Annotated in this window: 22 protein-coding genes; 7 read left to right on the top strand and 15 right to left on the bottom strand. The window is 66.6% G+C overall.

Features of this window, described 5'->3' with window-relative positions:
* Positions 1-11: 11 nt before the first annotated feature.
* The 5 genes from folD to PVW48_RS05175 form a co-directional block, all read right to left on the bottom strand.
* Positions 12-911, bottom strand: coding sequence for a bifunctional methylenetetrahydrofolate dehydrogenase/methenyltetrahydrofolate cyclohydrolase FolD (folD, locus tag PVW48_RS05195; protein WP_274580569.1), 900 nt, complete (start codon positions 909-911; stop codon positions 12-14).
* Positions 908-1,228 carry a chorismate mutase gene (locus PVW48_RS05190; RefSeq protein ID WP_274580568.1) on the bottom strand — a complete coding sequence of 107 codons (321 nt, stop codon included), beginning with the start codon at positions 1,226-1,228 and terminating at the stop codon, positions 908-910. The genes folD and PVW48_RS05190 overlap by 4 nt, the downstream gene beginning before the upstream one ends.
* 58 nt (positions 1,229-1,286) lie before the next feature.
* Positions 1,287-2,954 (bottom strand): formate--tetrahydrofolate ligase, encoded by a 1,668-nt coding sequence (locus PVW48_RS05185; protein WP_274580567.1) that lies wholly within the window; start codon positions 2,952-2,954, stop codon positions 1,287-1,289.
* 129 nt (positions 2,955-3,083) lie between these two features.
* Positions 3,084-5,885 carry a formate dehydrogenase subunit alpha gene (gene fdhF / locus PVW48_RS05180; protein ID WP_274580566.1) on the bottom strand — a complete coding sequence of 934 codons (2,802 nt, stop codon included), beginning with the start codon at positions 5,883-5,885 and terminating at the stop codon, positions 3,084-3,086.
* A 2-nt stretch (positions 5,886-5,887) separates the two neighbouring features.
* Positions 5,888-7,585, bottom strand: a complete 1,698-nt coding sequence (locus tag PVW48_RS05175; RefSeq protein ID WP_274580565.1) for an NAD(P)H-dependent oxidoreductase subunit E — start codon at positions 7,583-7,585, stop codon at positions 5,888-5,890.
* A gap of 292 nt (positions 7,586-7,877) precedes the next feature.
* Between PVW48_RS05175 and PVW48_RS05170 the strand changes: the two genes are divergently transcribed.
* Positions 7,878-9,143 carry an aminotransferase class V-fold PLP-dependent enzyme gene (locus PVW48_RS05170; RefSeq protein ID WP_274580564.1) on the top strand — a complete coding sequence of 422 codons (1,266 nt, stop codon included), beginning with the start codon at positions 7,878-7,880 and terminating at the stop codon, positions 9,141-9,143.
* Between the two features lie 16 nt (positions 9,144-9,159).
* On the opposite strand, the gene iolB is transcribed toward PVW48_RS05170, so the two are convergent.
* From iolB to PVW48_RS05140, 6 genes are all read right to left on the bottom strand, one after another.
* Positions 9,160-9,972, bottom strand: coding sequence for a 5-deoxy-glucuronate isomerase (iolB, locus tag PVW48_RS05165; protein WP_274580563.1), 813 nt, complete (start codon positions 9,970-9,972; stop codon positions 9,160-9,162).
* An 11-nt stretch (positions 9,973-9,983) separates the two neighbouring features.
* Positions 9,984-11,153 (bottom strand): phytanoyl-CoA dioxygenase family protein, encoded by a 1,170-nt coding sequence (locus PVW48_RS05160; RefSeq protein ID WP_274580562.1) that lies wholly within the window; start codon positions 11,151-11,153, stop codon positions 9,984-9,986.
* Positions 11,150-11,392, bottom strand: a complete 243-nt coding sequence (locus PVW48_RS05155; RefSeq protein ID WP_274580561.1) for a hypothetical protein — start codon at positions 11,390-11,392, stop codon at positions 11,150-11,152. The genes PVW48_RS05160 and PVW48_RS05155 overlap by 4 nt, the downstream gene beginning before the upstream one ends.
* The gene (locus PVW48_RS05150) at positions 11,379-12,173 is read right to left on the bottom strand and encodes an ATP-binding cassette domain-containing protein (protein WP_274580560.1); all 795 of its coding nucleotides are present in this window, start codon (positions 12,171-12,173) and stop codon (positions 11,379-11,381) included. Before PVW48_RS05150 ends, PVW48_RS05155 begins: the two co-directional genes overlap by 14 nt.
* 1 nt (position 12,174) lies before the next feature.
* Positions 12,175-13,299: an ABC transporter permease gene (locus PVW48_RS05145; protein WP_274580559.1), complete on the bottom strand. Its 1,125-nt coding sequence runs from the start codon at positions 13,297-13,299 to the stop codon at positions 12,175-12,177.
* A gap of 65 nt (positions 13,300-13,364) precedes the next feature.
* Positions 13,365-14,312: a sugar ABC transporter substrate-binding protein gene (locus PVW48_RS05140; protein ID WP_044028474.1), complete on the bottom strand. Its 948-nt coding sequence runs from the start codon at positions 14,310-14,312 to the stop codon at positions 13,365-13,367.
* Between the two features lie 172 nt (positions 14,313-14,484).
* Between PVW48_RS05140 and PVW48_RS05135 the strand changes: the two genes are divergently transcribed.
* Positions 14,485-15,483, top strand: a complete 999-nt coding sequence (locus PVW48_RS05135; protein ID WP_274580558.1) for a LacI family DNA-binding transcriptional regulator — start codon at positions 14,485-14,487, stop codon at positions 15,481-15,483.
* 30 nt (positions 15,484-15,513) lie between these two features.
* Here PVW48_RS05135 and PVW48_RS05130 read toward each other — a convergent pair whose 3' ends face one another.
* From PVW48_RS05130 to PVW48_RS05120, 3 genes are read right to left on the bottom strand one after another with little or no spacing between them, the layout of a single operon-like run.
* Positions 15,514-16,647, bottom strand: a complete 1,134-nt coding sequence (locus tag PVW48_RS05130; protein ID WP_274580557.1) for a Gfo/Idh/MocA family protein — start codon at positions 16,645-16,647, stop codon at positions 15,514-15,516.
* 7 nt (positions 16,648-16,654) lie between these two features.
* Positions 16,655-17,551, bottom strand: coding sequence for a sugar phosphate isomerase/epimerase family protein (locus tag PVW48_RS05125; RefSeq protein WP_274580556.1), 897 nt, complete (start codon positions 17,549-17,551; stop codon positions 16,655-16,657).
* Positions 17,548-18,666 (bottom strand): Gfo/Idh/MocA family protein, encoded by a 1,119-nt coding sequence (locus PVW48_RS05120; RefSeq protein WP_274580555.1) that lies wholly within the window; start codon positions 18,664-18,666, stop codon positions 17,548-17,550. The genes PVW48_RS05125 and PVW48_RS05120 overlap by 4 nt, the downstream gene beginning before the upstream one ends.
* A 98-nt stretch (positions 18,667-18,764) precedes the next feature.
* On the opposite strand from PVW48_RS05120, the gene iolD reads away from it, so the two are divergent.
* The 5 genes from iolD to iolG are packed head-to-tail and all read left to right on the top strand — an operon-like array spanning position 18,765 to position 24,311.
* Positions 18,765-20,630 carry a 3D-(3,5/4)-trihydroxycyclohexane-1,2-dione acylhydrolase (decyclizing) gene (gene iolD / locus PVW48_RS05115; RefSeq protein WP_274580554.1) on the top strand — a complete coding sequence of 622 codons (1,866 nt, stop codon included), beginning with the start codon at positions 18,765-18,767 and terminating at the stop codon, positions 20,628-20,630.
* Complete coding sequence (gene iolC, locus PVW48_RS05110) at positions 20,630-21,628, top strand: 5-dehydro-2-deoxygluconokinase (protein ID WP_274580656.1); 999 nt, start codon at positions 20,630-20,632, stop codon at positions 21,626-21,628. Before iolD ends, iolC begins: the two co-directional genes overlap by 1 nt.
* 3 nt (positions 21,629-21,631) lie before the next feature.
* Positions 21,632-22,492, top strand: a complete 861-nt coding sequence (locus tag PVW48_RS05105) for a 5-deoxy-glucuronate isomerase (protein ID WP_274580553.1) — start codon at positions 21,632-21,634, stop codon at positions 22,490-22,492.
* On the top strand, positions 22,489-23,331 hold the full coding sequence (locus PVW48_RS05100; RefSeq protein ID WP_274580552.1) for a class II fructose-bisphosphate aldolase: 843 nt from the start codon (positions 22,489-22,491) through the stop codon (positions 23,329-23,331). The genes PVW48_RS05105 and PVW48_RS05100 overlap by 4 nt, the downstream gene beginning before the upstream one ends.
* Positions 23,328-24,311: an inositol 2-dehydrogenase gene (gene iolG, locus PVW48_RS05095; protein WP_274580551.1), complete on the top strand. Its 984-nt coding sequence runs from the start codon at positions 23,328-23,330 to the stop codon at positions 24,309-24,311. Before PVW48_RS05100 ends, iolG begins: the two co-directional genes overlap by 4 nt.
* A gap of 19 nt (positions 24,312-24,330) precedes the next feature.
* Here iolG and PVW48_RS05090 read toward each other — a convergent pair whose 3' ends face one another.
* Positions 24,331-24,738 carry an ion channel gene (locus PVW48_RS05090; RefSeq protein ID WP_157865275.1) on the bottom strand — a complete coding sequence of 136 codons (408 nt, stop codon included), beginning with the start codon at positions 24,736-24,738 and terminating at the stop codon, positions 24,331-24,333.
* Positions 24,739-24,794 lie beyond the last annotated feature (56 nt).

Genomic DNA, 24,794 nt, shown 5'->3' with positions numbered 1-24,794 from the left:
GGCTGCCCGGCTCACACGGCCAGCCCCTCGGGCTCCGGCAGGCCGTGGGCCCGGCAACATGCCGTCACGGTGTTGGCCAAAAGGCACGCAATGGTCATGGGACCGACGCCGCCGGGCACCGGTGTGATCGCGCCCGCCACCTCTGCCACGGCGGCGAAGTCCACATCCCCCAGCAGCCGGGTCTTGTCGGGATCGTCCGGGTGCGGCTGGCGGGTGATGCCCACGTCGATCACCGTGGCGCCGGGCTTGACCCAATCGGCCTTCACCATCTCGGCCCGGCCCACGGCGGCGACGAGGATATCGGCGCGGCGACAGACCTGCGCGAGGTCACGGGTGCGCGAATGGGCCATGGTCACGGTCGCGTTCTCGCGCAGCAGGAGCTGCCCCATGGGCTTGCCGAAGAGATTGGAGCGGCCGATCACCACCGCCTCCAGCCCCGACAGGTCGCCGAGCCGGTCGCGCAGCAGCATCAGGCATCCCAGGGGCGTGCAGGAGACAAGGCCCCGCTCGCCGCTGGCCAGAAGGCCCGCATTCACCACGCTCAGCCCGTCCACATCCTTGGCCGGGTCGATGCGCGCGACCACGGCGCGTTCGTTCAGATGTTCGGGCACCGGGAACTGGCACAGGATGCCGTGCACCGACGGGTCCGCGTTGAGTTGGTCGATCAGGGCAAACAGGTCCGCCTCGGTCGTCTTTGCCGGCAGCTTGTGCGAGAAGGAGGCCATGCCGACCTCCACCGTCTGGCGGTGCTTGTTGGCGACGTAGACCTCGCTGGCCGGATCCTCGCCCACCAGCACGACCGCCAGCCCCGGCGTGATCCCATGGGTGTCGCGCAGGGTCTCAACATGGTGCGCGACCTTCGCCCGCACCCCGGCTGCAAACGCCTTTCCGTCGATTGTCTCGGCTGTCATCTCTCTCTTGTCTCTTTCGGAGCGTCCGCGCCCAGAACCACCTCTTCCCGCGCGATGGACCACTCGATCAGCTGGTGCCAGAGCCCCTCGACGAGGTCGGGGTCGAGGCCCTGCGTGTCCGCTTCGGCCCGCACCCGTGCCTTGACCTGCGCCACGCGGTCCTCGATGCGGGCGGGCAGGTTCTCGGCCGGTTTCAGGGCGATGGCCCGGTCGATATAGCCCGCGCGCCGGGCCAGAAGGGCCACGAGGGATCTGTCCAGCGTGTCGATCGCGGCGCGCAGTTCCGCCATGGAGTTGCAGTCTTCGGGCGCGCGCATGTCTGGTCCTCCAGGGCGGTTCGGCGTTTGGTACCGCGCGGACGCATCGGACTCCAGCCTAGAACAGGCCTTCGACCTCGCCTGCGTCATTGAGCCGGATATGTTCGGCCGAGGGCACGCGGGGCAGACCCGGCATGGTCATGATCTCGCCACAGACCACCACGACGAAGCCCGCCCCCGCCGACAGGCGCACTTCGCGCACGGGGATCGCATGGCCCGTGGGCGCGCCGCGTTCATTGGGATCGGTGGAAAACGAATACTGGGTCTTGGCCATGCAGACCGGCAGGTGGCCATAGCCCTGCTCTTCCCAGAGCTTGAGTTGATCCACGATCTTGTTGTCCGCGATCACCTTCTCGGCGTGGTAGATCCGCTTGGCGATGGTTTCGATCTTCTCCAGCAGGGGCATCGCGTCGGGATAGAGCGGGGAGAATTGCGACGCGCCGCTCTCGGCGATCTCGGCAACCCGCGTGGCCAACGCGGCGGAGCCTTCGGAGCCCAGTTCCCAATGGCGCGACAGGATGGCCTCGGCCCCCTGCCCCGCGACATAGTCCTTGACCGCCTGGATCTCGGCCTCGGTGTCGGTGACGAAATGGTTGATCGCCACGACTACGGGCACGCCGAAGCCCTTGAGGTTGCCGATATGGCGGCCGAGATTGGCGCAGCCCGCCTGCACGGCCGCGACGTTCTCGGCGCCCAGATCGGCCTTGGCGACACCACCGTTCATCTTCATCGCGCGCACGGTGGCCACCAGCACCACGCAATCGGGGGCGAGGCCGGCCTTGCGGCACTTGATGTTCATGAACTTCTCGGCGCCCAGATCGGCGCCGAAGCCCGCCTCGGTCACCACGAAATCCGCCAGTTTCAGCGCCGTGGTCGTGGCGATGACCGAATTGCAGCCATGGGCGATATTGGCGAACGGGCCGCCATGGACGAAGGCCGGGTTGTTTTCCAGCGTCTGCACGAGGTTGGGCTGCATCGCGTCCTTGAGCAGCACGGTCATCGCCCCTTCGGCCTTGATGTCGCGGCAATAGACCGGGGAGCGGTCGCGCCGGTAGGCCACGATCATGTCGCCCAGGCGCTGTTCGAGGTCCTTGAGATCGCGCGCCAGGCACAGGATCGCCATGACCTCGGAGGCGACTGTGATGTCGAACCCCGCCTCGCGCGGGAAGCCGTTGGCCACCCCGCCGAGGCTCGCCGTGATCTGTCGCAGGGCGCGGTCGTTCATGTCCACCACACGCCGCCAGGTGACGCGGCGGATGTCGATCTCCAGCTCGTTGCCCCAGTAGATGTGGTTGTCGATCATCGCCGAGAGCAGCGAATGGGCCGAGGTGATCGCGTGGAAATCGCCGGTGAAGTGGAGGTTCATGTCCTCCATCGGGATGACCTGGGCATGGCCGCCGCCCGCCGCGCCGCCCTTCATCCCAAAATTCGGCCCGAGGGAGGCTTCGCGGATGCACACGCAGGCCTTCTTGCCGATCCGGTTGAGCCCGTCGCCCAGGCCCACGGTCGTGGTGGTCTTGCCCTCGCCCGCGGGGGTCGGGTTGATCGCGGTCACCAGGATCAGCTTGCCATTGGGGCGGTCCTGCACCGAGGTGATGAAGGATTGGCTGACCTTGGCCTTGTCATGGCCGTAGGGCAGCAGGTCGTCCGCGCCGATGCCGAGGGTGGCGCCGATCTGCTGGATCGGTTTCTTGGTGGCGGCGCGGGCAATCTCGATATCGGACATGGGGGCGGTCTTTCTCAGGGGATCTCTGTGCCATGAGTGCACTCCGGAACGCGGAACCGCAATCGCCCAGAGCCGACATTTTCGCAGGCGTCTGCGGCGCGCGCGGCACGATCGCCCGCGGGTGCGGGGTTACTGCGCCGCAACTTGCGGATCGTCCTGGGGGTTTTCCACCCGCACGGCGGCGAACTTGAATTCCGGGATCTTGCCATAGGGATCGAGCGCGGCATTGGTCAGGATGTTCGCCGCCGCCTCGACATAGGCGAAGGGCAGGAAGACCATGTCCTCGGCCACGGCCCGGTCGGCGCGCGCCATCACCGTGATCGTGCCGCGGCGGGTGGTCAGGCGCACATGGCCGCCCGGCTCCACCCCCAGCTTGCGCAGGGTCTTGGGATGGAGCGAGCAGTTCGCCTCCGGCTCCACCGCGTCGAGCACGCTGGCCCGCCGGGTCATGGAGCCGGTGTGCCAATGCTCCAGCTGCCTGCCCGTGGTCAGGATCATCGGATAGCGCTCGTCCGGCACCTCGGCGGGCGGGGTGACGCGGGCGGGCGTGAACATCGCCCGGCCCGCGCGGCGCGGAAAGCCGTCGCCGAACACGATGGGCTGGCCCGGATCGTCGTTCGACAGGGACGGATAAGTCACGGCCCCTTCGTTTTCCAGCCGCGACCAGGTGATGTGATGCAGCGAGCGCATGGACATCTTCATCTCGTTGAACACCATACGCGGCGTGTCGTAGTCCCAATCGAGTCCGAGCCGGTTGGCCATGTCGACGATGATGCGCCAGTCCTCGCGCGCCTCGCCGGGGGCGTCGACGGCCTTGCGGCCCATCTGCACCTGGCGGTTGGTATTGGTCACGGTGCCGGTCTTTTCGGGAAACGCGCTGGCGGGCAGGATCACATCCGCGTAATTCGCGGTCTCGGTCAGGAAGATGTCCTGCACCACGAGATGGTCGAGATGGGCCAGTGCCTTGCGGGCATGTTCCACATCCGGGTCGGACATGGCCGGGTTCTCGCCCAGGATATACATGCCGCGGATCTCGCCGCGATAGACGCGGTCCATGATCTCGACCACCGTCAGGCCCGGGGTCGCGTCGATCTGGGTGCCCTTCCAGATATGGCGGAACAACTCGCGCACCTCCGGGTCGGTGACGTTCTGGTAATCCGGCAGCACCTGCGGGATCAGCCCCGCATCGGAGGCGCCCTGCACGTTGTTCTGACCGCGCAACGGGTGCAGGCCGGTCCCGGGTCTGCCCACATGGCCGCACAGCAGCGCGAGGCTGATCAGGCAACGGGCGTTGTCGGTGCCATGGATATGCTGGCTGACCCCCATCCCCCAGAAGATCATGCCCGCGCGGGCGCGCGCGAAACTGCGGGCGACGGCGCGGATCTGCGCGGCCTCGATGCCGCAGAGCTCGGCCATGCGTTCGGGCGTGAAGGCGCGGATATGCTCGCGGAACTCGAAGAAGCCCTCGGTGAAGCCCTCGATATACTGCCGGTCGTAGAGTTTTTCCTCGACGATCACGTTCATGATGCCGTTGAGCAGGGCCACATCCGTGCCGGGGCGGAATTGCAGCATGTGCGCCGCGTGACGTTTCAATGCCTGCCCGCGCGGGTCGAGCACGATCAGCTCCCCGCCGCGCTTGGCGAACTGTTTGAAGAAGGTCGCGGCCACGGGGTGGTTCTCGGTCGGGTTGGCGCCGATCACGATCGCCACATCGGCATTCTCTATCTCGTTGAACGTGGCGGTGACCGCGCCGGAGCCGATGTTTTCCATCATCGCCGCCACGGAGGACGCATGACACAGCCGCGTGCAGTGATCGACATTGTTGTGGCCAAAGGCCTGCCGGATCAGTTTCTGGAAGAGATAGGCCTCTTCATTGGTGCATTTGGCCGAGCCGAACCCAGCCACGGATTTGCCGCCATAGAAGCTGCGCAGATCGCCAAGGCCATGGGCGGCGGCATCGAGGGCCTCTTCCCAGGTGGCTTCGCGGAAATGGGCCCACGGGTTGCCCGGGTCCACGTTCAGCCCCTTTTCCGGCGCGTCGTCGCGACGGATCAGGGGCTTGGTCAGCCGGTGGGGGTGGTGGATATAGTCGAAGCCGAACCGGCCCTTGACGCAGAGCCGCCCTTCGTTCGCGGGCCCGTTGATGCCGTCGGCCTTGACGATCGCGCCGTCCTTGACCTTGAGAGAGACCTGGCAGCCGACGCCGCAGAACGGACAGATGGAGCTGACCTCATCGTCGAAATCCTTGCTGTCGCCCTGCTGCGCCTCGTCGAGGAGTTTCGCTTCCATCAGCGCGCCGGTCGGGCAGGCCTGCACGCACTCGCCGCAGGCGACACAGGTGCTGTCGCCCATGGGATCATCGAGGTCGAACACCGGATAGGCGTCGTGGCCGCGCCCGGCCATGCCGATCACGTCGTTGACCTGCACTTCGCGGCAGGCCCGCACGCACAGCCCGCACTGGATACAGGCGTCGAGGTTGACGCGCATCGCCACGTGGCTGTCGTCGAGCAGCGGGATGCGCGGGCTCTCCAGCTTGGGAAACCGGCTCTCGGTCACCCCGGCCGCATCCGCCATGTCCCAGAAATGGGCCGAGCGGTCATGGGCCTCGGCGCGGGCGGGTTGGTCCGTCACCAGCATCTCGACCACCATCTTGCGCGCGGTTTCGGCCCGGGCCGAGGACGTGGTCACGACCATGCCCTCGGACGGCTCGCGGATGCAGGAGGCCGCCAGCACCCGCTCGCCCTCGATCTCGACCATGCAGGCGCGGCAGTTGCCATCGGGGCGGTATCCCGGCGCGGGTTTGTGGCACAGATGGGGGATCTTCAGCCCGCGCCCATTGGCCACCTCCCAGATGGTCTGGCCCGCCTCGGCGGTCACGGTCTGCCCGTCCAGGGTGAAGGTCACGGTCCGCAGTTGTGCGCCATCGGCCATGGTCAGACCTCCTCTGGGAAATGCTTGATCGTGGACAGGATCGGGTTCGGGGCCGCCTGGCCCAGCCCGCAGATCGAGGCATCGGCCATGGCGGTGCAAAGCTCGGACAGCAACCCGGCATCCCAGCGCTCGGCCTGCATCAGTTTGACGGCCTTTTCGCAGCCGACCCGGCACGGGGTGCACTGGCCGCAGCTTTCATCCTCGAAAAACCGCAGCATGTTGAGGGCGGCGTCGCGGGCGCGGTCCTGGTCCGACAGAACGACAACCGCCGCGGAGCCGATGAAGGTGCCCAGAGGTTGCAGCGTGTCGAAATCGAGCGGCACATCCGCCGCCGAGGCCGGCAGCAGCCCCGAGGATGGCCCGCCGGGCTGGAACGCCTTGAAGACATGGCCCTCGGCCATGCCGCCCGCCGCGTCGATGATGTCGAGGATCGTGGAGCCCGCAGGCAGCAGGTAGACCCCCGGCCGCGCGACCCGGCCCGAGACCGAATAGCTGCGCAGGCCCACGCGGTCGTTATGGGTGGTGGCACTCAGCACCTCCGGCCCTTCGCGGCAGATGCGGGCGATCCAGTGCAGGGTTTCGACATTGTGCACCAGCGTCGGCCGCCCGAAGAGGCCCACCTGCGCCACGTAGGGCGGGCGGTGGCGCGGCATCCCGCGCTTGCCCTCGATGCTCTCGATCATGGCGCTTTCCTCGCCGCAGATATAGGCGCCCGCGCCACGGCGCAGCTCGATATGACCCGGCTCGGCGATCCCAGCCTCTTCGAGCGCGGCGATCTCCCGGCGCAGAATTTCGAGCACGGCCGGGTATTCGTCGCGCATGTAGATGTAGCAGCGCTCCGCCTCCACCGCCCAGGCGGCGATCAGCATGCCTTCGAGGAAGAGATGCGGCACCCGTTCGAGGTAATGGCGGTCCTTGAAGGTGCCAGGCTCGCCTTCGTCGCCGTTCACAGCCAGGTAACGCGGCCCGGGATTGGCGCGCACAAAGCCCCACTTGGTCCCCGACGGAAAGCCCGCACCACCAAGACCGCGCAGCCCGCTTTGCTTTACCTGCGCCTGCACCGCTTCCCAATCGCCGGAGGCGCGCAGATCGCGCAGCGCGCCATAGCCGCCTGCCGCGCTGTAGGCCGCCAGCGTCTCGTACTCCGGGATCGTGGGATGGATCGCCCCCACCGCGATGGCCGCATGGGCCTTTTCCGGCGTGGCGTGGTCGATATGGTTGTGGCCCAACTCCAGCACCGGCGCCGTATCGCACCGGCCCATGCAAGGCGCGCGCAGAACGCGCACCTGGCCCGGGTCGAGCCCATCCTCCAGCGCGGATTTCAACGCCTGCGCCCCGGCCAGCTCACACGACAGGGAGTCGCAGACCCGGATGGTCAGGGCCGGTGGCGGGCTCTCGCCCTCCTTGACCACGTCGAAATGGGCATAGAAACTCGCGACCTCGTAAACCTCGGCCTGGGACAGGCGCAGTTCCTCGGCAAGGGCGCGCAGATGCGCCGCCGACAGATGGCCGTAGCGATCCTGGATGAGGTGCAAAAATTCGATCAGCAGGTCGCGCCGCCGCGGCCGGTCGCCCAGCACTTCGCGCAGTTCTGCCCAGGCCTGATCGGTGACCTGCCGGCCCTTGGGGGTCTTGCGGCCGCGCCCGGCGCCCGATTTCCAGACGCCGGTCTTCGTGGCAGATTTGCGATCCAACGCCATGTGCTTGCCTTCCCTGTTGCCATCAGACAGCCGTGAACCGGCCCGCCCCGCAATCCCATAACCGTCGTTTCCGGTCACTATCCGACCCCCGGGGGGATCTCGGGCAGGGTCAAACCGCACCGTTTGTGCCCTTTTGACGCCAAAAGGAAACGTCACGGTCCAGTCTGGCCCTGCTCGGCGGCGCGATCAAGGGCCTGAAGGGGCACATTCAGTCGATTGAACTCGGGGCCGCTTTGTGGTTGCTGGCGCGTGACCCTTCTAGCACAGTTTTCCCGAACCCCGAGCCCCAACCATGCTGCATACCGAACCGACGCTTCTGCAAGACGTGCGCGCGCGCTTCGCCCATGTCGAGACCTGCCCCTTCACCGGCGCGCGGATCTTTTTCGAGAACGCGGGCGGCGCGCTGACGCTCAACAGCGTGGTGGAGACCTCGGCACGGCTTGCTGCGATCCCCGACAACCAGGGCCGCGCCAACGGGGCCTCCGCCGCGCTGATGGAGATGATCGCGAGGGGCCGAGAGGACATGCGGCTCTTTTTCAACGCGCCCGGGGGCGAGGTGATCGTGGGCGAGAGCGGCACCGAATTGCTGTTCCGGCTGATCCGGGCCGCGTGCCTCGGGACGCCGGAGGGGGTGGTGCTGGGCTCCACCGTGGAGCATCCCGCGACCCGGAGTGCGGCGGATCACTGGGCGCGGGCGGCGGGCAAGACCTATGTGCTGGTCGCCCATGACCCAGCAGCCGGGCGGGTCAGCGCGGCCGCCTATGCCGCCGACGTGACCGCGCAGACGCGCGTGGCCACCATCGTGCATACCTCGCCGGTCACAGGGATCGGCATGGACATCGCCGAGATCGCCGCCGAGATCCGCCGCCGTGCGCCCGCCTGTTTCATCATCGTCGACGGCATCCAGCACGCCGCCCACGGGCCGATCGACATCGCAAGCGCCGGGATCGATGGGTATGTGGTCTCGCCCTACAAGATGTTTGCGCGCCACGGCTACGGGGTTGCCTGGCTGTCGGAGCGGCTGGCCGCCCTGCCCCATGAGCACCTGTTGGACGCGCCGGGGGATCCTTGGGAGTTCGGCACCCGCGATACCGCGGCCTATGCCACCTTCACGGATGTGGTGGATTACCTGCAATGGCTGGGCACGTCGGTCGGCGCGAAAGGCGGGCGACGCGCCTGCCTCGAAGCCGCGGGAGGCGCAATCGCCGCCCAGGAGCGCGCGCTGTGCGAGGCGATGCTGCACGGGATCGGCAACCGTGCGGGGCTGGCCGCCCTGCCCGGCGTGCAGATTATCGGAGGGGCCGAGAACCCCCATCGCGAGGGGCTGGTGACCTTTGCCCTGGCGGGGCGCGATAGTGCGCAGGTGGTCGAGAGGCTGAACGCCCGGGGTATCCGCACCCATCTGCGCAAGGCGGATCACTATTCCGGCAGCGTGCTGAAGCCCCTCGGGATCGAGACGAGCACCCGCGTTTCCTTTTGCCATTACAACAGCCTGGACGAGGTATCCGCCTTGCTCGATGCCATGGCCGAGATCGTGGACCGCCCGGACGGTCCCTGACCGCCGCCTCGGGCGCTCAGGCCCGGGCGTCCCGCTCCGCGATCCAGGCGAGGTTCGGGTCCAGTTCGAAGCGCCAGTTGCGGCGCGGCCCGGCCATGACGTTGAGGTAATACATCTCGATCCCGTAAGGCGCGGCGCAGGGGTGGTGGCCACGCGGCACCAGCACCACGTCGCCGTCCTGCACCGCCATGGCCGCGTCGAGCGACAGATCGTCGGTATAGACCCGCTGCATCCCGAACCCGGTCGCGGGGTTGAGCCGGTGGTAATAGGTCTCTTCGAGATAGGTGATGCGCGGAAAGTCGTCCTCGTCATGGCGGTGGCTGGGATAGGAGGACCAGTTGCCCGCAGGGGTGAACACCTCGGTCACCAGCAGGCTGCCGGCGACCTCGCGATCCTCCATGGCGATATTGTGGATGTGGCGCAGGTTCGCGCCGCGGCCCCGCGGGACCATCTCGATCCCCTCCGGTCCGAGCCGCCGCACGGGGTGATTGCCCCGCGCCGGGGCGGTGCAGACCGCGAGGGTGCAGGGTGTGGTCGCGGTGGCGGTCCAGTCGGAGCCGCCGGGGATATAGAGGCAATGGGGCGGGGTCTTGTCGAAGACGTTCATCCGCTGGCCCATCTCGCCGAAAGCCTGCCCGCCGCCGGTGATCTCGGCGCGGCCCTCGACCAGCACGAGGATCGCCTCCCGGTCGCCGGTGGCCTGGGCGGCGCTGTCGCCCGGCGCGAGGTGGTAGAGGTCGAAGCCGACATAGGACCAGCTCGCGGCCTCGGGGGAGATCGCGTGCACCTTGCCGGTGCTCGCGGAGGGTCGGCGCAAGAGATCGGGCATGGCGGGCTCCTTCACGGGGTGCGGCGCGCGGCCTGGGCGTCCAGCGCGGCCTCGAACGCGGCCGGGCTCAGCCCCGCGTCCAGTGCGCGCTGCATCAACTCGGCCTGGGTTTCCGGGGCGAGACCGCCGCTCGGCGGGTCGGTGTCGAGATTTGTGGGAAAGGCGTAGCCTTCGGCGGCGCAGGCGATGACCGCGGAAAGGGCTGCGGACCCCAGGCGTTCCTCGGCCGCCAGACGTTGCAACACGGGATAGAGCGCGCGGCACATGGCGGGGCGATCCAGCGCCTCCATCGCGCGACCGAAGGGGGACGAGACTTGCAGCAGGTTGACCATGCGGTGAATGTCCGCGCTGCGGTTCGCCCCGGCCGCATGAAAGAGCGCCGGGTTGAAGAACAGCGCGTCGGCCTTGGCGAGCGGCAGCTGCACATGGGCGCGCTCGAACACCTCGCCAAAGGCCGGGTCATGGAAGGCGAGATAGCCGGTCGGGAACTGCTGCGACCAGGGCAAGAGCTTGGTCGGGCCGCTCTCCACGGGCATGTCGCAATGGGCGATGCCCCCCTGCAGGGTCAGCGCCGGGGACAGGGCATGGACATGGGCGGGGTACCGGGCCGCCTGGTCCGCGCTCTGGAACCCGAGATGGTAGTCGCGGTGCCCCGTCTGCGCGGCCCCGCCGGGGTGCACGAGGTTGATCTGCGCGGTCATCTGGAAACCGGGGCCCAGCCACGCCTCGGCCGCGGCGGTCAGAGCCGGGGTGCCGAAATAGAGCGCGAAAAGCTCGGGATCGGCGCGGCAGAGCTTCTCGAGGCTGTTCCAGATCCGGTCATTGGCCCCTGCGGCGGCGAAATGGTCCGCACCGGGGCCGCCCGCGGATTTCTCCGCGGCGATGATGTCGAGGTACCGGGCCGTGACCGCGTCGAGGATCGCGTGATCCGTCAGCGCGCGGCGCAGAACAAAAACCCCCGGCCCCGCGCCGAGCACCCAGGCCCATTCCGCCATCAGGGCCCGGCGCGCGAGACCATCCGCCAAATCCCCCGACCGCACGGCCATGTCGTAGACCGGGATGCCGGACGCGATCTCGGCCGCATGCGGCACGCGTTGCGGATCGAGCTGCTGCGAGATCAGCGCCTCGAAGGCAGGCAGGTCGCAGGCACCGGGTTCGAAATAGCCTTGCGCCGTTGTCATCCGCTATCGGCACCGTCATTCGGGGGATCGAAGTCGAAGGCAAAGACATAGATCGCGTAAACCCCGATACCGCCCGCCAGGAGCGCCCAGAACGGGTTGCCCATGCTCACCTCGACACCGGTCCAGAGCGCCAGGACCAGCACCATCGCCACCCGGCGCCAGACCGGGCGGAAGAACGGCACGCGCAGGTCGAGCACGGCCTTGCGCCGCCGCTTCGGCTTGGGATCAGACGGTGCCACCGAGAGACCCTTCGAGCGTCGCGAGCTCCTGCCCGCCGGCCATCATGTCCTGCAATTCTTCGGGGGTGATTTCCCCACGCTCTGCCGTGCCCAGGGTCTGGCCCCGGTTGAGCACCGTGAACCGGTCGCCCACGGCCATGGCGTGGCGCACATTGTGGGTGATGAACACCACCGCGACCCCCTGCTTGCGCACCTTGTCGATGGTGGCCAGCACGTTGGAGGTCTGACGCACACCGAGCGCGGAGGTCGGCTCGTCCAGGATCAGCACCTTGGCCCCGAAATAGACAGCGCGCGAGATCGCGACCGTCTGGCGTTCGCCGCCCGAGAGCGTGCCCACCGCCTGGTCCGGGCCGCGCAGGTTGATGCCCATCTTGCGCATCTCTTCCATGGTGACCCGGTCGGCGAACTCGCGGTCGAGGAAATTGATGCCCGCGATCTTCTTCACCGGCTCGTTACCCATGAAGAAATTGCGGCTCACCGACATCAGCGGGATCATCGCGAGGTGCTGATGGACGGTGGCGATCCCGGCCTCCATTGCGTCGCGAGGGTCTTCGAAGTGCATCGGTCTGCCTTCGAAGATGATCTCGCCCTTGGTGGGCTTATGCACCCCGGACATGGTCTTGATGAAGGTCGATTTGCCCGCGCCGTTATCGCCGAGCAGGCAGTGACACTCGCCCGGGAAGATATCGATGGACACCCCGGCGAGCGCGATGACCGCGCCGAAGTGTTTCTCGATGTTCTTCATCTGGATGATGGGGGCGTGGTTGGTTCTGGAGTCCATGTCAACGCTCCCCCGTGATCATGCGCCGGATATAAGTGTTCAGGATCACCGCGCCGAGCAGGATCACCCCCAGGAACACCCGGAAGAGCGAGCTTTCGACCCCGGCGAAAAACAGCCCCTGCTGGACCACGCCGAAGATCAGCGCACCAAGGGCCGCCCCGATCACCGACCCGTAACCGCCGGTCAAGAGCGCGCCGCCGATCACCACGGCGATGATCGCCTCGAATTCCTTCAGAAGCCCGCGATCCGCGCCCGCAGAGCCGAACTCCATCACCTGGCAGGTGGCGAAGACGCAGGCGCAGAAGGCGGTGAACATGAACATAAGGATCTTGACCTTGTTCACCGGCACGCCGGAATTGCGCGCGGCCTCCGCATCCCCGCCGGCGGCGAAGATCCAGTTGCCGAAGCGGGTGCGGGTCAGCAGGATATGACCGAACGCGATCAGCATCAGCGCCCAGATCACCAGCATGGGCAGACCGTCGATCACCGCCTCGCCCGCGCGGTTGCCGCGGCTGAAGGTCTCGATCACGCCGATATCGCCGAGCCACTGGAAGAACCCGTTGCCGATCTTGCCGCCGAAGACCGGCGCCAGCCAGTCGCCTTCGGCCGCGTCGCGGATGCCTCCGATGATGGTTTTGCTTTCCAGCGTCTGGGGGATGAAGATGGTGAAGCCGCGCAGGATGAACAGGAAAGCGAGCGTCACGATGAAGCTCGGCAGGCCGGTTCGGATCACGATCGCGCCGTTCAGCGCCCCGATGGACAGGCAAATGGCGAAGGTGATCAGGATGGCGATCCACATGGGCCAGGCCAGCACCACGCCGAAGACCGCGATCATCATGCCCGCGAAGCCGATCATCGAGCCGACCGACAGGTCGAACTCGCCCGCGATCATCAACAGGCACGCGCCCACGGCGATGATCATGAATTGTGCCGAGACCAGCGTCCAGTTCAGGACCCCTTGCGGCGTGAACATGCCGCTGTCGAAGGCGGTCAGAAAGAAGAAGACGAAGACGATGATTGTCCCGCAGATCCCGCCCAACTCGGGACGGATCAGGGCCTGACGGAACTTCGATGTCTGTTTGATACGTTCATCGACAACGGGCGTTGGCGGTGCTGTCTCGGTCATGATTTCCCCCAAAGATCAGATAGAGACAACAGGGGCGGCCGGTTGCCGGGCCGCCCCTGAATGCGTTAGCGGTACTCGCCCGCGAAGGCCTCGACCTTCTCCAGACCGGAGGCGGTCACGAAGCCGGGGCCGGAGTTGATGTTGTTGCCCGGCAGAACCCCGTAGCGGTCCCAGTTGGCCAGGATCACCACGGGCATGTAGGCCTGCAGGAAGGGCTGCTGGTCGATGCCCCAGTTGATGGTGCCGTCCTTGATCGCCTTCACGATTTCCTCGCCCAGATCGAAGGTGCCGAAATGGATTTCGCCCGCCAGGCCCATCTCGTTCAGCGCCGCGATGGTCGGGTCCGCCGAGACCGGGCCGAGGGTCAGGATGCCATCGACGTCTTCATTCGTGGACAGGTAGGCCATGACCTTGTTCTTGATCTCGGCGGGGTCGGTGCCGCTGTCCATCATCGCATCGCCCAGCTCGATCCCGAGCCCGTCGGCATAGCCGCGGCAGCGCTCGCCCACTGTGGGCTGCTGGATCGCGTGGTTCACGCAAAGAAACTTGGTGACCCCCTCGCCCTTGGCGCGCTGCCCGGCGGCGAAGCCCGCGTCGTATTCGGGCTGGCCGACATACATCAGGGCGCCGATCTCGCGGGCCTGTTCGGGTGTGCCGGTATTCATGATGATGACATCGATGCCCTGATCGACCGCGTTCTTGATCGGCCCTTGCAGCACGTCGAAATCCGCCAGCGTGGTGATGATGCCATCGGGCGCGGAGGCCGCGGCCTGCTCGATGATTCGCGCCATGTCGGCAATGTCACCGGTGGGCGGGTTGCGGTATTCGACCGACACGCCCATCTGCTCGCCCGCCAGCGCGATGCCGTTCTTGATGGTGTTCCACCAGGTGTCACTGTCGGGTGCATGGCTGACCAGCACGTAATTCAGATCATCGTCACTCTGCGCGAAGGATGCGAAAGGTGCCGCGACCAGTGCGGCACCAAGCGCCACCGATTTCAGGATGGTTTTCATGTCGTCCTCCCAGACTATGTCCGCGCGCATCTCGGGCGCGCCTGTCACACCAGACGGATGGCCCGCCTTCCCCTGACACAAGCACAAGGTCCGCCAAAATGCAACCGGTTGCAAAATACGGTTCCATTTTTCTGACGGCTCTTCTATCTTCCCTGCAGGCACAGGAGGAACGATGCCTGTCACCTTGAAAGATGTTGCAGAACGCGCTGGGGTTTCGCGGTCGGCGGTGTCGCGGACCTTTACCGAGGGCGCGTCGGTCTCGCCCAAGACCCGCCGCAAGGTTGAAAAGGCCGCGGTGGAGCTTGGCTATCGGCCCAATGCGCTCGCCTCGTCGCTGACGACCGGGCGGACCAAGCTGATCGGGCTGATCTCGAACAACTTCCGCAATCCGCTCTTTCTGGAGGTGTTCGACCTCTTCACCCGGCTGTTGCAGGAGCGCGGGTTGCGTCCGTTGCTGGTGAACCTGTCGGACGAGAACGACCCGGAAAACTCGATCAGCATGCTGCGGCAATACTCGGTCGACGGAGTGATCGTCGCCTCGTCGACGTTGCCCCCCAGTTTTTCCAAGGCGTTCCGGGATGCCGGGATTCCGGTTGTCCATTCCTTCGGACGCTTTGCCAGCGCGCCCCATGTCCACGTGGTGGGCATCGACAATATCGAATGCGGCCGGATGGCGGCGCGCACCCTGCTGGCGCGCGGCTACCGCAAGATCGGGTTCATGGGCGGCCCCCGCGAGGCCACCTCGACCATTGATCGCCGCGAAGGATTCCACCAGGTCGTCGCCCGCCGCAACGGCATCGAGGTCTCGGAAAGCTTCGCTGCCGCCTATTCCTTCGACGCGGGCAAGACCGAGATGTCCCGGCTGTTGCAGCACGGCCCGGCGGAGGCGTATTTCTGCGGCGATGATGTTCTGTCCATAGGCGCGCTGGCCGCGATCGAGGCGGCGGGCCTGCGCGTGCCCCAAGATGTCGGGATCATCGGGCTCAACGACATGGAAATGGCCGGCTGGAGCAATCTGGACCTCACCACCATTCGTCAGCCCGTGCAGCAAATCATCAGCAGCTCCATCGAGTTGGTCGTGGCCATGCTCGAACAGCCGGACCGATATCCCGAGGCCCGGCTCTTTGCCTGCGAGGTGATCGAACGGGGGACGCTGCGCCCCCTGCCCTGAGGCCGCTCGGCCAGAACCCTGCGCGCAGCCTTACCGCAAGGAGGGCGGACGAGCATCGACCCAGGCCCCGTTTTGCCCCGCGCTTTGCACGGCCGCGTGCACCGCCGCCATGGACCGCAACCCATCCACCGCCAGGGGCAGGTCGCCCGAGGCCTCGCCACGGATCCGGGCCGCGAGATCGACATAGATGTTCGCGACCGCCAGCGGGAACCCCTCCGGGTGGGCGATGGCCACGCGGCTGAGGCGCTGCGCCTCGGAGGTCAGCCCCGCCTCGCCCTTCTCGATGATCTCGGTGCGCCCGTTCAGGCGCGTGTAGTAAACCTGGTTGGGCTGCTCGGAGGCCCAGCGGATGCCGCCCAGTTCACCGAAGACCTGGATATCGAGCCCGTGCATCCGTCCGATGGCGATGGTCGAGGACCAGAGCCTGCCGACCGTGCCCCCCTCCATCCGGAAATTGACCATCGCGTCATCCTCCAGCACGCGGGAGGGCACGGTGGATGCGAAATCCGCCGACAGGGTGCGCACCTCGTCCCCGGTGATGAAGGACGCCAGGTGGAGCGCATGGATCCCGCAATCGGCCATTTGCCCCGAGACCCCCGCCATGGCCGGGTCGTAGCGCCAGCGCACGCGCGGGTTGTCGGCATCGTCCCCGGCGGCGTGATGCCCATGGGAGAAGTTGGCGACGACCGTGCGGATCGCGCCCAGATCGCCCCGATGCACCATGGCGCGCATTTCCCGCACCATCGGGTAGGCCGAGTAGCAGTAATTCACCGCGCAGATCCGACCCGAGGCCTCGGCGATGCGCACGATCTCCTCCCCCTCTTCGACCGTCATGGTCATGGGCTTCTCGCACAGCACGTTGAACCCGGCGTTCAGGAAAGCCTTGGTGATCTCGAAATGGGTGGCGTTGGGCGTGGCGACGGTAACGAGGTCCAGCTTGTCGGGGCGATCCCGTTCGCCCGCGAGCATCTCGCGCCAATCGCCATAGGCGCGGTCCGGGGCAACGCCGAGGCGCTCGGCATAGGCCTTGCCCCTGGGGCCGTCCGCGTCCAGCGCGCCCGCAGTCAGCGTGAAATTACCGTCCGCCAGCGCGCCCAGCCGATGCGCCGGCCCGATCTGGCTGCCTTCGCCGCCGCCGATCATGCCCCAGGTCAGTTTCTTCATGGCCGTCTCATTCAAATCCGATGGCGCGCAGATAGGCGCGGTTGGTCATGGCATCGCCGAAGGGGTCGGTGTCCGGCAGGGTCGGATCGCAGTCCTGTTCCACCGTGCACCAACCGTCGAACCCGTGGTCGATCAGCAATTGGCGGACGCGCGGGAAATTCACGTCGCCTTCGCCGAGATTACAGAAAATTCCCTGGCCGCAGGCGTCGTAGAATCCGGTCCCCCGTGCGATGACATTCGCCTTCACGGCGGGATCGATATCCTTGAAATGCATGTAGCTGATGCGCGGCAAATGCCGCTGCATGAAGGCCACCGGGTCGAAGCCCGCATAGGAATGGTGGCCCGTGTCGAAGCAGATCTTGAGGATGCTGTCATCCACCTCGTCCAGCAGGCGCTCCAGCTCCGGCTCGAAATCCATGAAGCCCGCGGCATGGGCATGGATGCCCACGGTCAGCCCGTAATCCTCTGCCCCCATCCGCGCCACATGGGCGATGCGGTCGCGAAAGGCGGCCCATTCCGCCGCGTCCATCTGTTCGGCGGCCCCTGCCCGACCCGCCGTGAGCGCGCGGCGCGGCGAGATCGAGTCGATCAGCACGAGATGCTGCGCGCCATGGGCGACCAACGCCTTGCAGGTGCGGACGGAAACATCCAGCACCTCCTCCCACGCCGCCCGGTCATGGAAGGGGCGAAAGACGACGCCGCCGATCAGCTCCAGCTCATGTTCGGCGAGGGCGTCGGCGACCTGTGGCGGGTCCTCGGGCATGAAGCCGATCGGGCCCAGCTCGATGCCCGTGTAGCCCGCTGCCGCGGTCTCGCGCAGAACCTGCCGCCAGTCGGGATTGCGCGGATCGCCCGCGAATTCCACACCCCAGGAACAGGGCGCATTGCCGATACGAATGGTCACTTGGGGTCTCCCTTCAGTTGGGCAACGTCCTGCCACTGTCGCGTGGCATGGGATTTGAGGGCCGCGGCGGTGACGTGGCTGACCGCCAGCCCGTCGCGGAAACTGGGCCAGCGGGACGCGCCGTCGGCGATGGCTTCGAGAAAATCGCGCGCCTCGATGGTGATCTGGTCCTGGTAGCCGGTGCCGTGGCCCGGCCCCTGGCAGAACGGCAGGTAATCGGGATGGGCCGGACCGGTGAGGATCTGGCGAAAGCCGCGCTCGGCCTCGGGCCCTTCGGCGCGGTAGAGCCAGAGGCTGTTCTGGTCTTCCTGGTTGAAGCGGATTGCGCCCCTGGTGCCGGTGATCTCGTAGATATAGCCCATCTTCCGGCCCGTCGCGATCCGGCTGAAATAGAGATGCCCCATCGCCCCGCCCGCGAACCGGCACATCATTTGCGCCTGGTCGTCATTGGTCACGGGCGTGCCATTCCGATCCGTATGCACGGTCTCGACCTCCGCCATGACCGCGCCGATGGGACCGATCAGGGCGAGGGCCGCGTTGATCATGTGGGGCGCAAGATCGCCCATGGTGCCGTTGGCCATCCCGCTGGTGCGCCAACTGGCGGGCATGGCCGGGTCGGCGTAGAAATCCTCGGTATGCTCGCCGCGGAACCATGTCACCTCGCCGATTTCGCCCTCGGCGATCAGCCGGCGCGCGTATTGCGAGGCCGGCGTCCGGATGTAGTTGAAGCCGACCATGTTGACGATACCGGCGCGCTCCGCCGCCTCGGTGATCGCGATGGCATCTTCGAGCGACGCGCCCAGCGGCTTTTCGCAGAACACCGGTTTGCCCAGGGCCGCCGCGGCCGCGACGATCGCGCGGTGGGTGTCCTGCGGCGACGCGATGACCACTGCCTCAACGTCTGGATCAGCCACCAGCGCCTGCCAGTCCGCCGCCGCCCGCCGGAACCCGAAGGCCGCGCGGTAGCGCTCCGCCGATGCAGGCGAGGAGGCCGCCACCATCTCCAGCCGCGGACGCAGGCGCGTGTTGAACAGGGCCCCGACGCTGGCATGGGCGACCGCATGGGCCTTGCCCATGTAGCCACCGCCGACGATACCTACCCCAATCTCGGACATGAGCCCTCCCGAAAACCCTTGCAACCGGTTGCAACGTGAGTATCGTTGAAGCACGAACGCGGTCAAGCACGAACCTGACGGCCCGGGAGGCGAAAGACATGCGCGAGGACACCATCCGCCTGACAACCGCGCAGGCGATCATACGCTATCTGAACGCACAGTTCATCGAGACAGACGGCACGCGGCAGCGGGTCTGCGGCGGGGGTTTCGGCATTTTCGGCCATGGCAATGTGACTTGTCTGGGCGAAGCGCTCCATGATCATCGCGAAACGTTGCCGCTTTATCGCGGCCAGAACGAGCAAAGCATGGGGTTCGCCGCGGCGGCCTATGCCAAGTATCACCTGCGGCGGCGGTTCATGTTCTGCACCGCCAGCGCAGGGCCCGGCACGGCGAACCTGCTGACGGCCTCAGCGCTTGCCCATGCCAACCGTTTGCCGATGCTGATGTTGTGCGGCGACACGTTCCTGACCCGCCTGCCCGATCCGGTGCTGCAGCAGTTGGAGCATTACGGCAACCCGGCGCTGGGTCTGAACGATGCGTTCCAGGCGGTCACCCGGTATTGGGATCGCATCACGCACCCCGCGCAGGTGATCCAGTCCCTGCCCGCGGCGCTGGCCACCATGCTGGACCCGGCCGATTGCGGCCCGGCCTTCCTCGCCCTGCCCCAGGATGTGCAGGGCTGGGCCTATGACTATCCACGCGCGTTTTTCGAGGAAAAGACACACCGCATCCGCCGGATCACGCCCGACGCGGACGAGGTGGCGGAGGCTGCGGCTTTGCTGCGCAGCGCCGAGCGGCCGGTGATCATCGCAGGCGGCGGTGTGCAGTATTCCGGTGCGGTGGCCGAGTTGACCGGTTTCGCCGAAGCCCATGGCATTCCGGTGATCGAAACCATCGCGGGGCGCGCGAACCTGCTGGCCGACCATCCGCTGAATATCGGGCCCGTGGGTGTCACAGGCTCGGATAGCGCCAATGCGATCGCCGAGCAGGCGGATGTGATCCTCGCGGTCGGCACCCGGCTGCAGGATTTCACCACCGGGTCCTGGACCGCCTTCGCGCAGGAGGCTCGGTTCATCGCCCTCAACGCCGCGCGGCACGATGCGGGCAAGCACCGGGCCCTGCCTATCGTCGGGGATGCCAAACTTGGCCTGGTGGCGCTGGAGGCCGCCTTGGGTGACTACCGATGCCCCGAGGCCTGGCGCAACTACGCCCAGACCGAGCGCAAGGGCTGGGACGCCTATGTGGCCGACAATGTCCGCCCCGGAAACCGACCCAATTCCTACGCCCAGGCCATCGGCGTGGTGAACGCGCTGTGTGAGCCGCGCGACCGGGTCGTGGCGGCGGCGGGCGGTCTTCCGGCGGAGGTCACCGCGAACTGGCGCACGTTGGATATCGGCACCGTGGACGTGGAATTCGGCTTTTCCTGCATGGGCTACGAGATTGCGGGCGGCTGGGGCGCGCGCATTGCCCAGACGGAGGTGGAGCCCGAGGCAGACACCATCGTCTTTTGCGGGGATGGCAGCTACCTCTTGATGAACTCCGACATCTACTCATCTGTTCTGACGCGGAAAAAGATGATCGTTCTGGTGCTCGACAATGGCGGTTTCGCGGTCATCAACAAGCTGCAGAACAACACCGGGAACGAGAGCTTCAACAACCTTCTGGCCGACGCCCCCACGATCCCGGAGGCTTTCGGGGTCGACTTCGTGGCCCATGCCGCCGCCATGGGGGCGGAGGCCACGCAGGTGGCCAATGCCGACGAGTTGGCCGAAGCCTTCAAGGCTGCAAAAGCCTCGGACAAGACCACCGTCATCGTGATGAGCGTCGATGCCTATGACGGCTGGACGACCCAGGGCCATACATGGTGGGAGGTCGGCACCCCCCATGTCACCGACAACCCCAAGGTGCGCGAAAAGCACCTGGAGATCGAGGCGGAGCGCGCCAAGCAGCGGCGCGGCATATGATGGACGTTCTCGAAGCTATCCAAAGCCGGAATTTCCTTGTGATCGGGCGGGTCGGCATGGACTTGTCGCCCGCCCCCGCGGGCACGGCCATCGAGGACGCCACCGACCTGATGGTTGCCATGGGCGGGTCGTCGGCCAATATCGCCGCCGGTCTGGTGAAGTTCGGCGCAAGAGCGGCCCTGGTCACGCGGGTGTCCGACGATGCGGTCGGGCGCTACTGCCTGAACCAGCTCGCCGCCTACGGGGTCGATGCGACCCACGTGACGCCGGTGGCGGGCGAGTTTCGCAATTCTCTCGCGCTTTATGAAAGCCGCTTGGCGGACCACAACTCGGTCATCTACCGCAACGGGGCGGCGGATTTCCAGATGAGCGTCGCCGATGTCGAGGCCGTCGATTACAGCCAGTATGGCGCGCTGATCACCGCGGGCACCGTCTTCGCCGCAGAGCCGTCGCGCAGCGCCACCTTCCGCGCCTTCGAGTTGGCCCGCGCCGCCGGGCTGCCGATCATATTCGACGTGGATTACCGCCCCTATAGCTGGCCTTCCCCCCAAGTCGCCGAAGAGGTGCTGTCGCGCGCGGGGGCCCTGTCGGACATCATCGTCGCCAATGACGAGGAATTCGGCTTCATGGCCGGCGGGATCGACAAGGGCCTCGCCAAGGCCCGCGAGCTGGCGCAAACCAGTGCCGGCATCGTGGTCTACAAGATGGGGCCGGAGGGTGCGATCACCTTCGCAAACGGCACCGAGCTGCGCACAGGCATCTACCCGGTCACGGCGCTCAAACCCACCGGCGCGGGCGACAGTTTCATGGCCGGGTTTCTCGCAAGCCTCGCCGAGGGCCGCGAGTTGCGCGAGGCCGTCCTGCGTGGCTCGGCCTGCGCGGCCATCGTGGTGGCCAAGCCCGGCTGCGCCCCCGCCATGCCCGATGCGCGGGAGCTCGACGCGTTCCTTGCCCGCCATCCCGGCCCCCGCAACGCCCCGCAGCCCGCGGAAGGATAACCCATGCATATCGCCCCCCATGACAACCGCAACAAACCCATCGTGGACGCAGGCGACGCCCTCGTCCCGCTGAACTACTTCAACATCGTCAAGCTGAAGAAGGGCGAAAGCTTCGGCTACGCGGTCCCCGGCTACGAGACCTGCATCGTGCCCGCCACCGGGTTGATCGACGTGACCGTGGGGGGGTTTTCCGCCGACAAGCTCGGCGGGCGCGGCGTGGATGTCTGGGACGGGGAGCCCGAGGGCGTCTATGTCCCCACCGGCCAGGAGGCGCGGTTCACCTGCCTGTCTGACACGGCCGAGGTGTTCATCGCGGGTGCGAAGTTCGACACCGTTCTGGAGCCGTTCGCCGTGCGCGCAGACGAGCTGGACCTGGTTCAATACGGCTCCGACGACACCAAGACCCATCGCAAGATCAAGCATATCCTCGGCGCCAACCAGCACGGGCGCGTGGGTCGCTTGCTGGTCTCGGAATTGTTCACCGTGGGTGCGGGTGGCTGGTCGGGGTTTCCCAGCCACAAGCACGACACCGACCGACAGGACCCGGCCACGGGCGAGATGATCGAGACCCGCCATGACGAGACCTACAATTTCCGCTTCCGGCCCAATTACGGCTCCGGGCTGCAGATGCTGCAGCGCGCCGACAACGCGCCGGGCAATGCCTATCATATCATGGATGGCTCCACGATCTGCATCGACAAGGGCTACCACCCCTGCTGCGCCCTGCCCGGTTACGAGATGTATTACTTCACCATTCTCGGCGGGCTGAGCCAGCGCAGCCTGAAGCAGTATTTCCAGCCCACCCATGCGGAGCAGCTGCATACCATCCCCGGGATCATGGACATGGTGGCCAAGTTCAAATGACGCTCGCGACGCTTTCGGAGGTTCTGCAACCTGCGCTCGAGGGCGGCTATGCTGTGGGTGGTCTGGTGTGCCTTGGCTGGGAAGAGATGCGCGCCTACACCCGCGCGGCGGAAGCCGAGGGCGTGCCGCTGATCCTGCAGGCCGGGCCGTCCTGTCGCGCCCACACCCCCCTGCCGGTGCTCGGCGCGATGTTTCGACACCTGGCGGAAACAGCCTCGGTGCCCGTGGTCGCCCATCTCGACCACGGCTACAGCTTCAAGGAGTGCCAGGAGGCGCTCGACAGTGGGTTCACCTCGGTGATGTTCGACGGATCGCGCCTGCCGCTGGAGGAAAACATCGCGCAGACCGCGCGTATCGTCGATCTGGCCCACAAGGCGGGCATTTCCTGCGAGGGGGAGATCGGGTTCGTCGGCTATGCCGAGGGGGATGCCAGCCAGGGCACCGACCCCGAGGAAGCCGCGCGTTTCGCCCGGGAAACCGGCGTCGATGCCATGGCGATCTCCGTCGGAAACGTCCATTTGCAGCAGAACCGCGAAGGCGGGCTGGATGAAGGGCGCATTGCCGAGATCGCAGCCCGGGCCGAGGTGCCGCTGGTGATCCATGGCGGCTCCGGCGTGCCGCTGGCGCAGCGCACGCGCCTTGCGCGCCGCTCGACCATCTGCAAATTCAACATCGGAACGGAGTTGCGCATGGCCTTCGGCGCGGCCCTGCGCGAGGCGGTCACGTCTGACCTGGACCGGTTCGACAGGGTCCAGATCCTGCGCGAGGTGGAAGCCCCGGTCGAAGCCGCCGCCCGATTGGCCCTGCGGGCGCTGGCCCCGGAAAGAGAGGTTGCATGAAACTCGGATTGCTCGGCTGCGGCCGGATCGGACAGGTCCACGCCCGGAGCCTGTCCCGAATTGCCGAGGCCCGTATTGTGGCGGTCGCGGATGCCGTCCCCGAGGCGGCGCAAACCCTGGCCGCGCGCGCCGGGGCCGAGGTGCGCGGCAGCGAAGAGATCATCGCCGCACCCGATATCGACGCGGTGATCGTCGCCACCCCCACCACCCTGCATTTCGAGCAGATCCATGCCATCGCCGCCGCGGGCAAGGCGATCTTCTGCGAGAAACCCATCGATTTGAGCGCCGAGCGCGCGGCCCAGTGCCAGCAGGCGGTGGAGGCCGCGGGCGTGCCCTTCCTCACCGCGTTCAACCGGCGCTTCGATCCGAGCTTCGCCCATCTGCACGACCAAGTGCGGGACGGTGCGATCGGCGAGATCGAAATGGTCGTGATCACCTCCCGCGATCCCGCCCTGCCGCCGATTTCCTATATCGAAAGCTCCGGCGGGCTGTTCCGGGACATGATGATCCATGATTTCGACATGGCGCGGTTCCTGCTGGGTGAAGAACCGATCGAGATCCACGCGGTCGGAAGCTGCCTCGTCGACCCCGCCATAGGCGCGGCGGGCGATATCGACACGGCCATGGTCACCCTGCGCACCGCCTCCGGCAGGCTGTGCCAGATCAACAATTCCCGGCGCGCCACCTACGGCTATGACCAGCGGATCGAGGTGCACGGATCGAAAGGCATGCTGCAGGCGGCAAACCAACCCGCGCATCTCGTCACGCAAGCCAGCGGTGGCGGCTTCACCGCGGCACGCAGCATGGACTTCTTTCTGGAACGCTACGAGGCGGCCTATCTCGCCGAGATGACCCATTTCGTCGATGCCGTCACCCGCGGCAGTCCGCTCAAGGCGACCATCGCGGACGGGGTCGCGGCACAGCGCCTTGCGGACACGGCTGACACAGCGCGGAAAACCGGAAAGGTCCTGTCGCTCTGACCCGATCTTCGCGGCGCGCTCACAGCATCTTGTGACCCTGGTCCTCCGCAGGCAGGATCCGCCCGATGACCCCGATCAGGAACGCCGTGCTTATCCCGAAGGTCAACAGCCCCGTGATCGCGCCGAAGGTCGCGAAGATCCGCAAGCCTTCGCCCAGAACGATGTCGCCATACCCCAGTGTCGTGTAAGTGACTGTAGCGAAATAGAAACTGGTCTGGATATCCGGGAAAAGCCCAACGAATTTGAACACGAAAGCCCAGGTCCAGATCTGGATCGCGTGCGCCAGCACGATGCCGAAAACCGTCAATGACAACAGAACCGTGGTGCGGATCAGCTTGCCCCGGTGCTTCAGCCTTGCGGCAAACCGCGCGACCAGAGGGACCGTCGCCGCCACGATCCCAACATGCACCAGCGTACAAAGTATCAAGAAAGAAGTCCCCAGTAACACTTGGGCAGCCATCGACATCGGCGGGTCCTTTCGGG

It is taken from the genome of Dinoroseobacter sp. PD6, assembly GCF_028807315.1.
GTDB classification, from domain to species: domain Bacteria; phylum Pseudomonadota; class Alphaproteobacteria; order Rhodobacterales; family Rhodobacteraceae; genus Dinoroseobacter; species Dinoroseobacter shibae.
The sequence above is the reverse complement of the archived record's forward strand: the minus strand, read 5'-3'. Positions and strand labels throughout refer to the sequence as shown.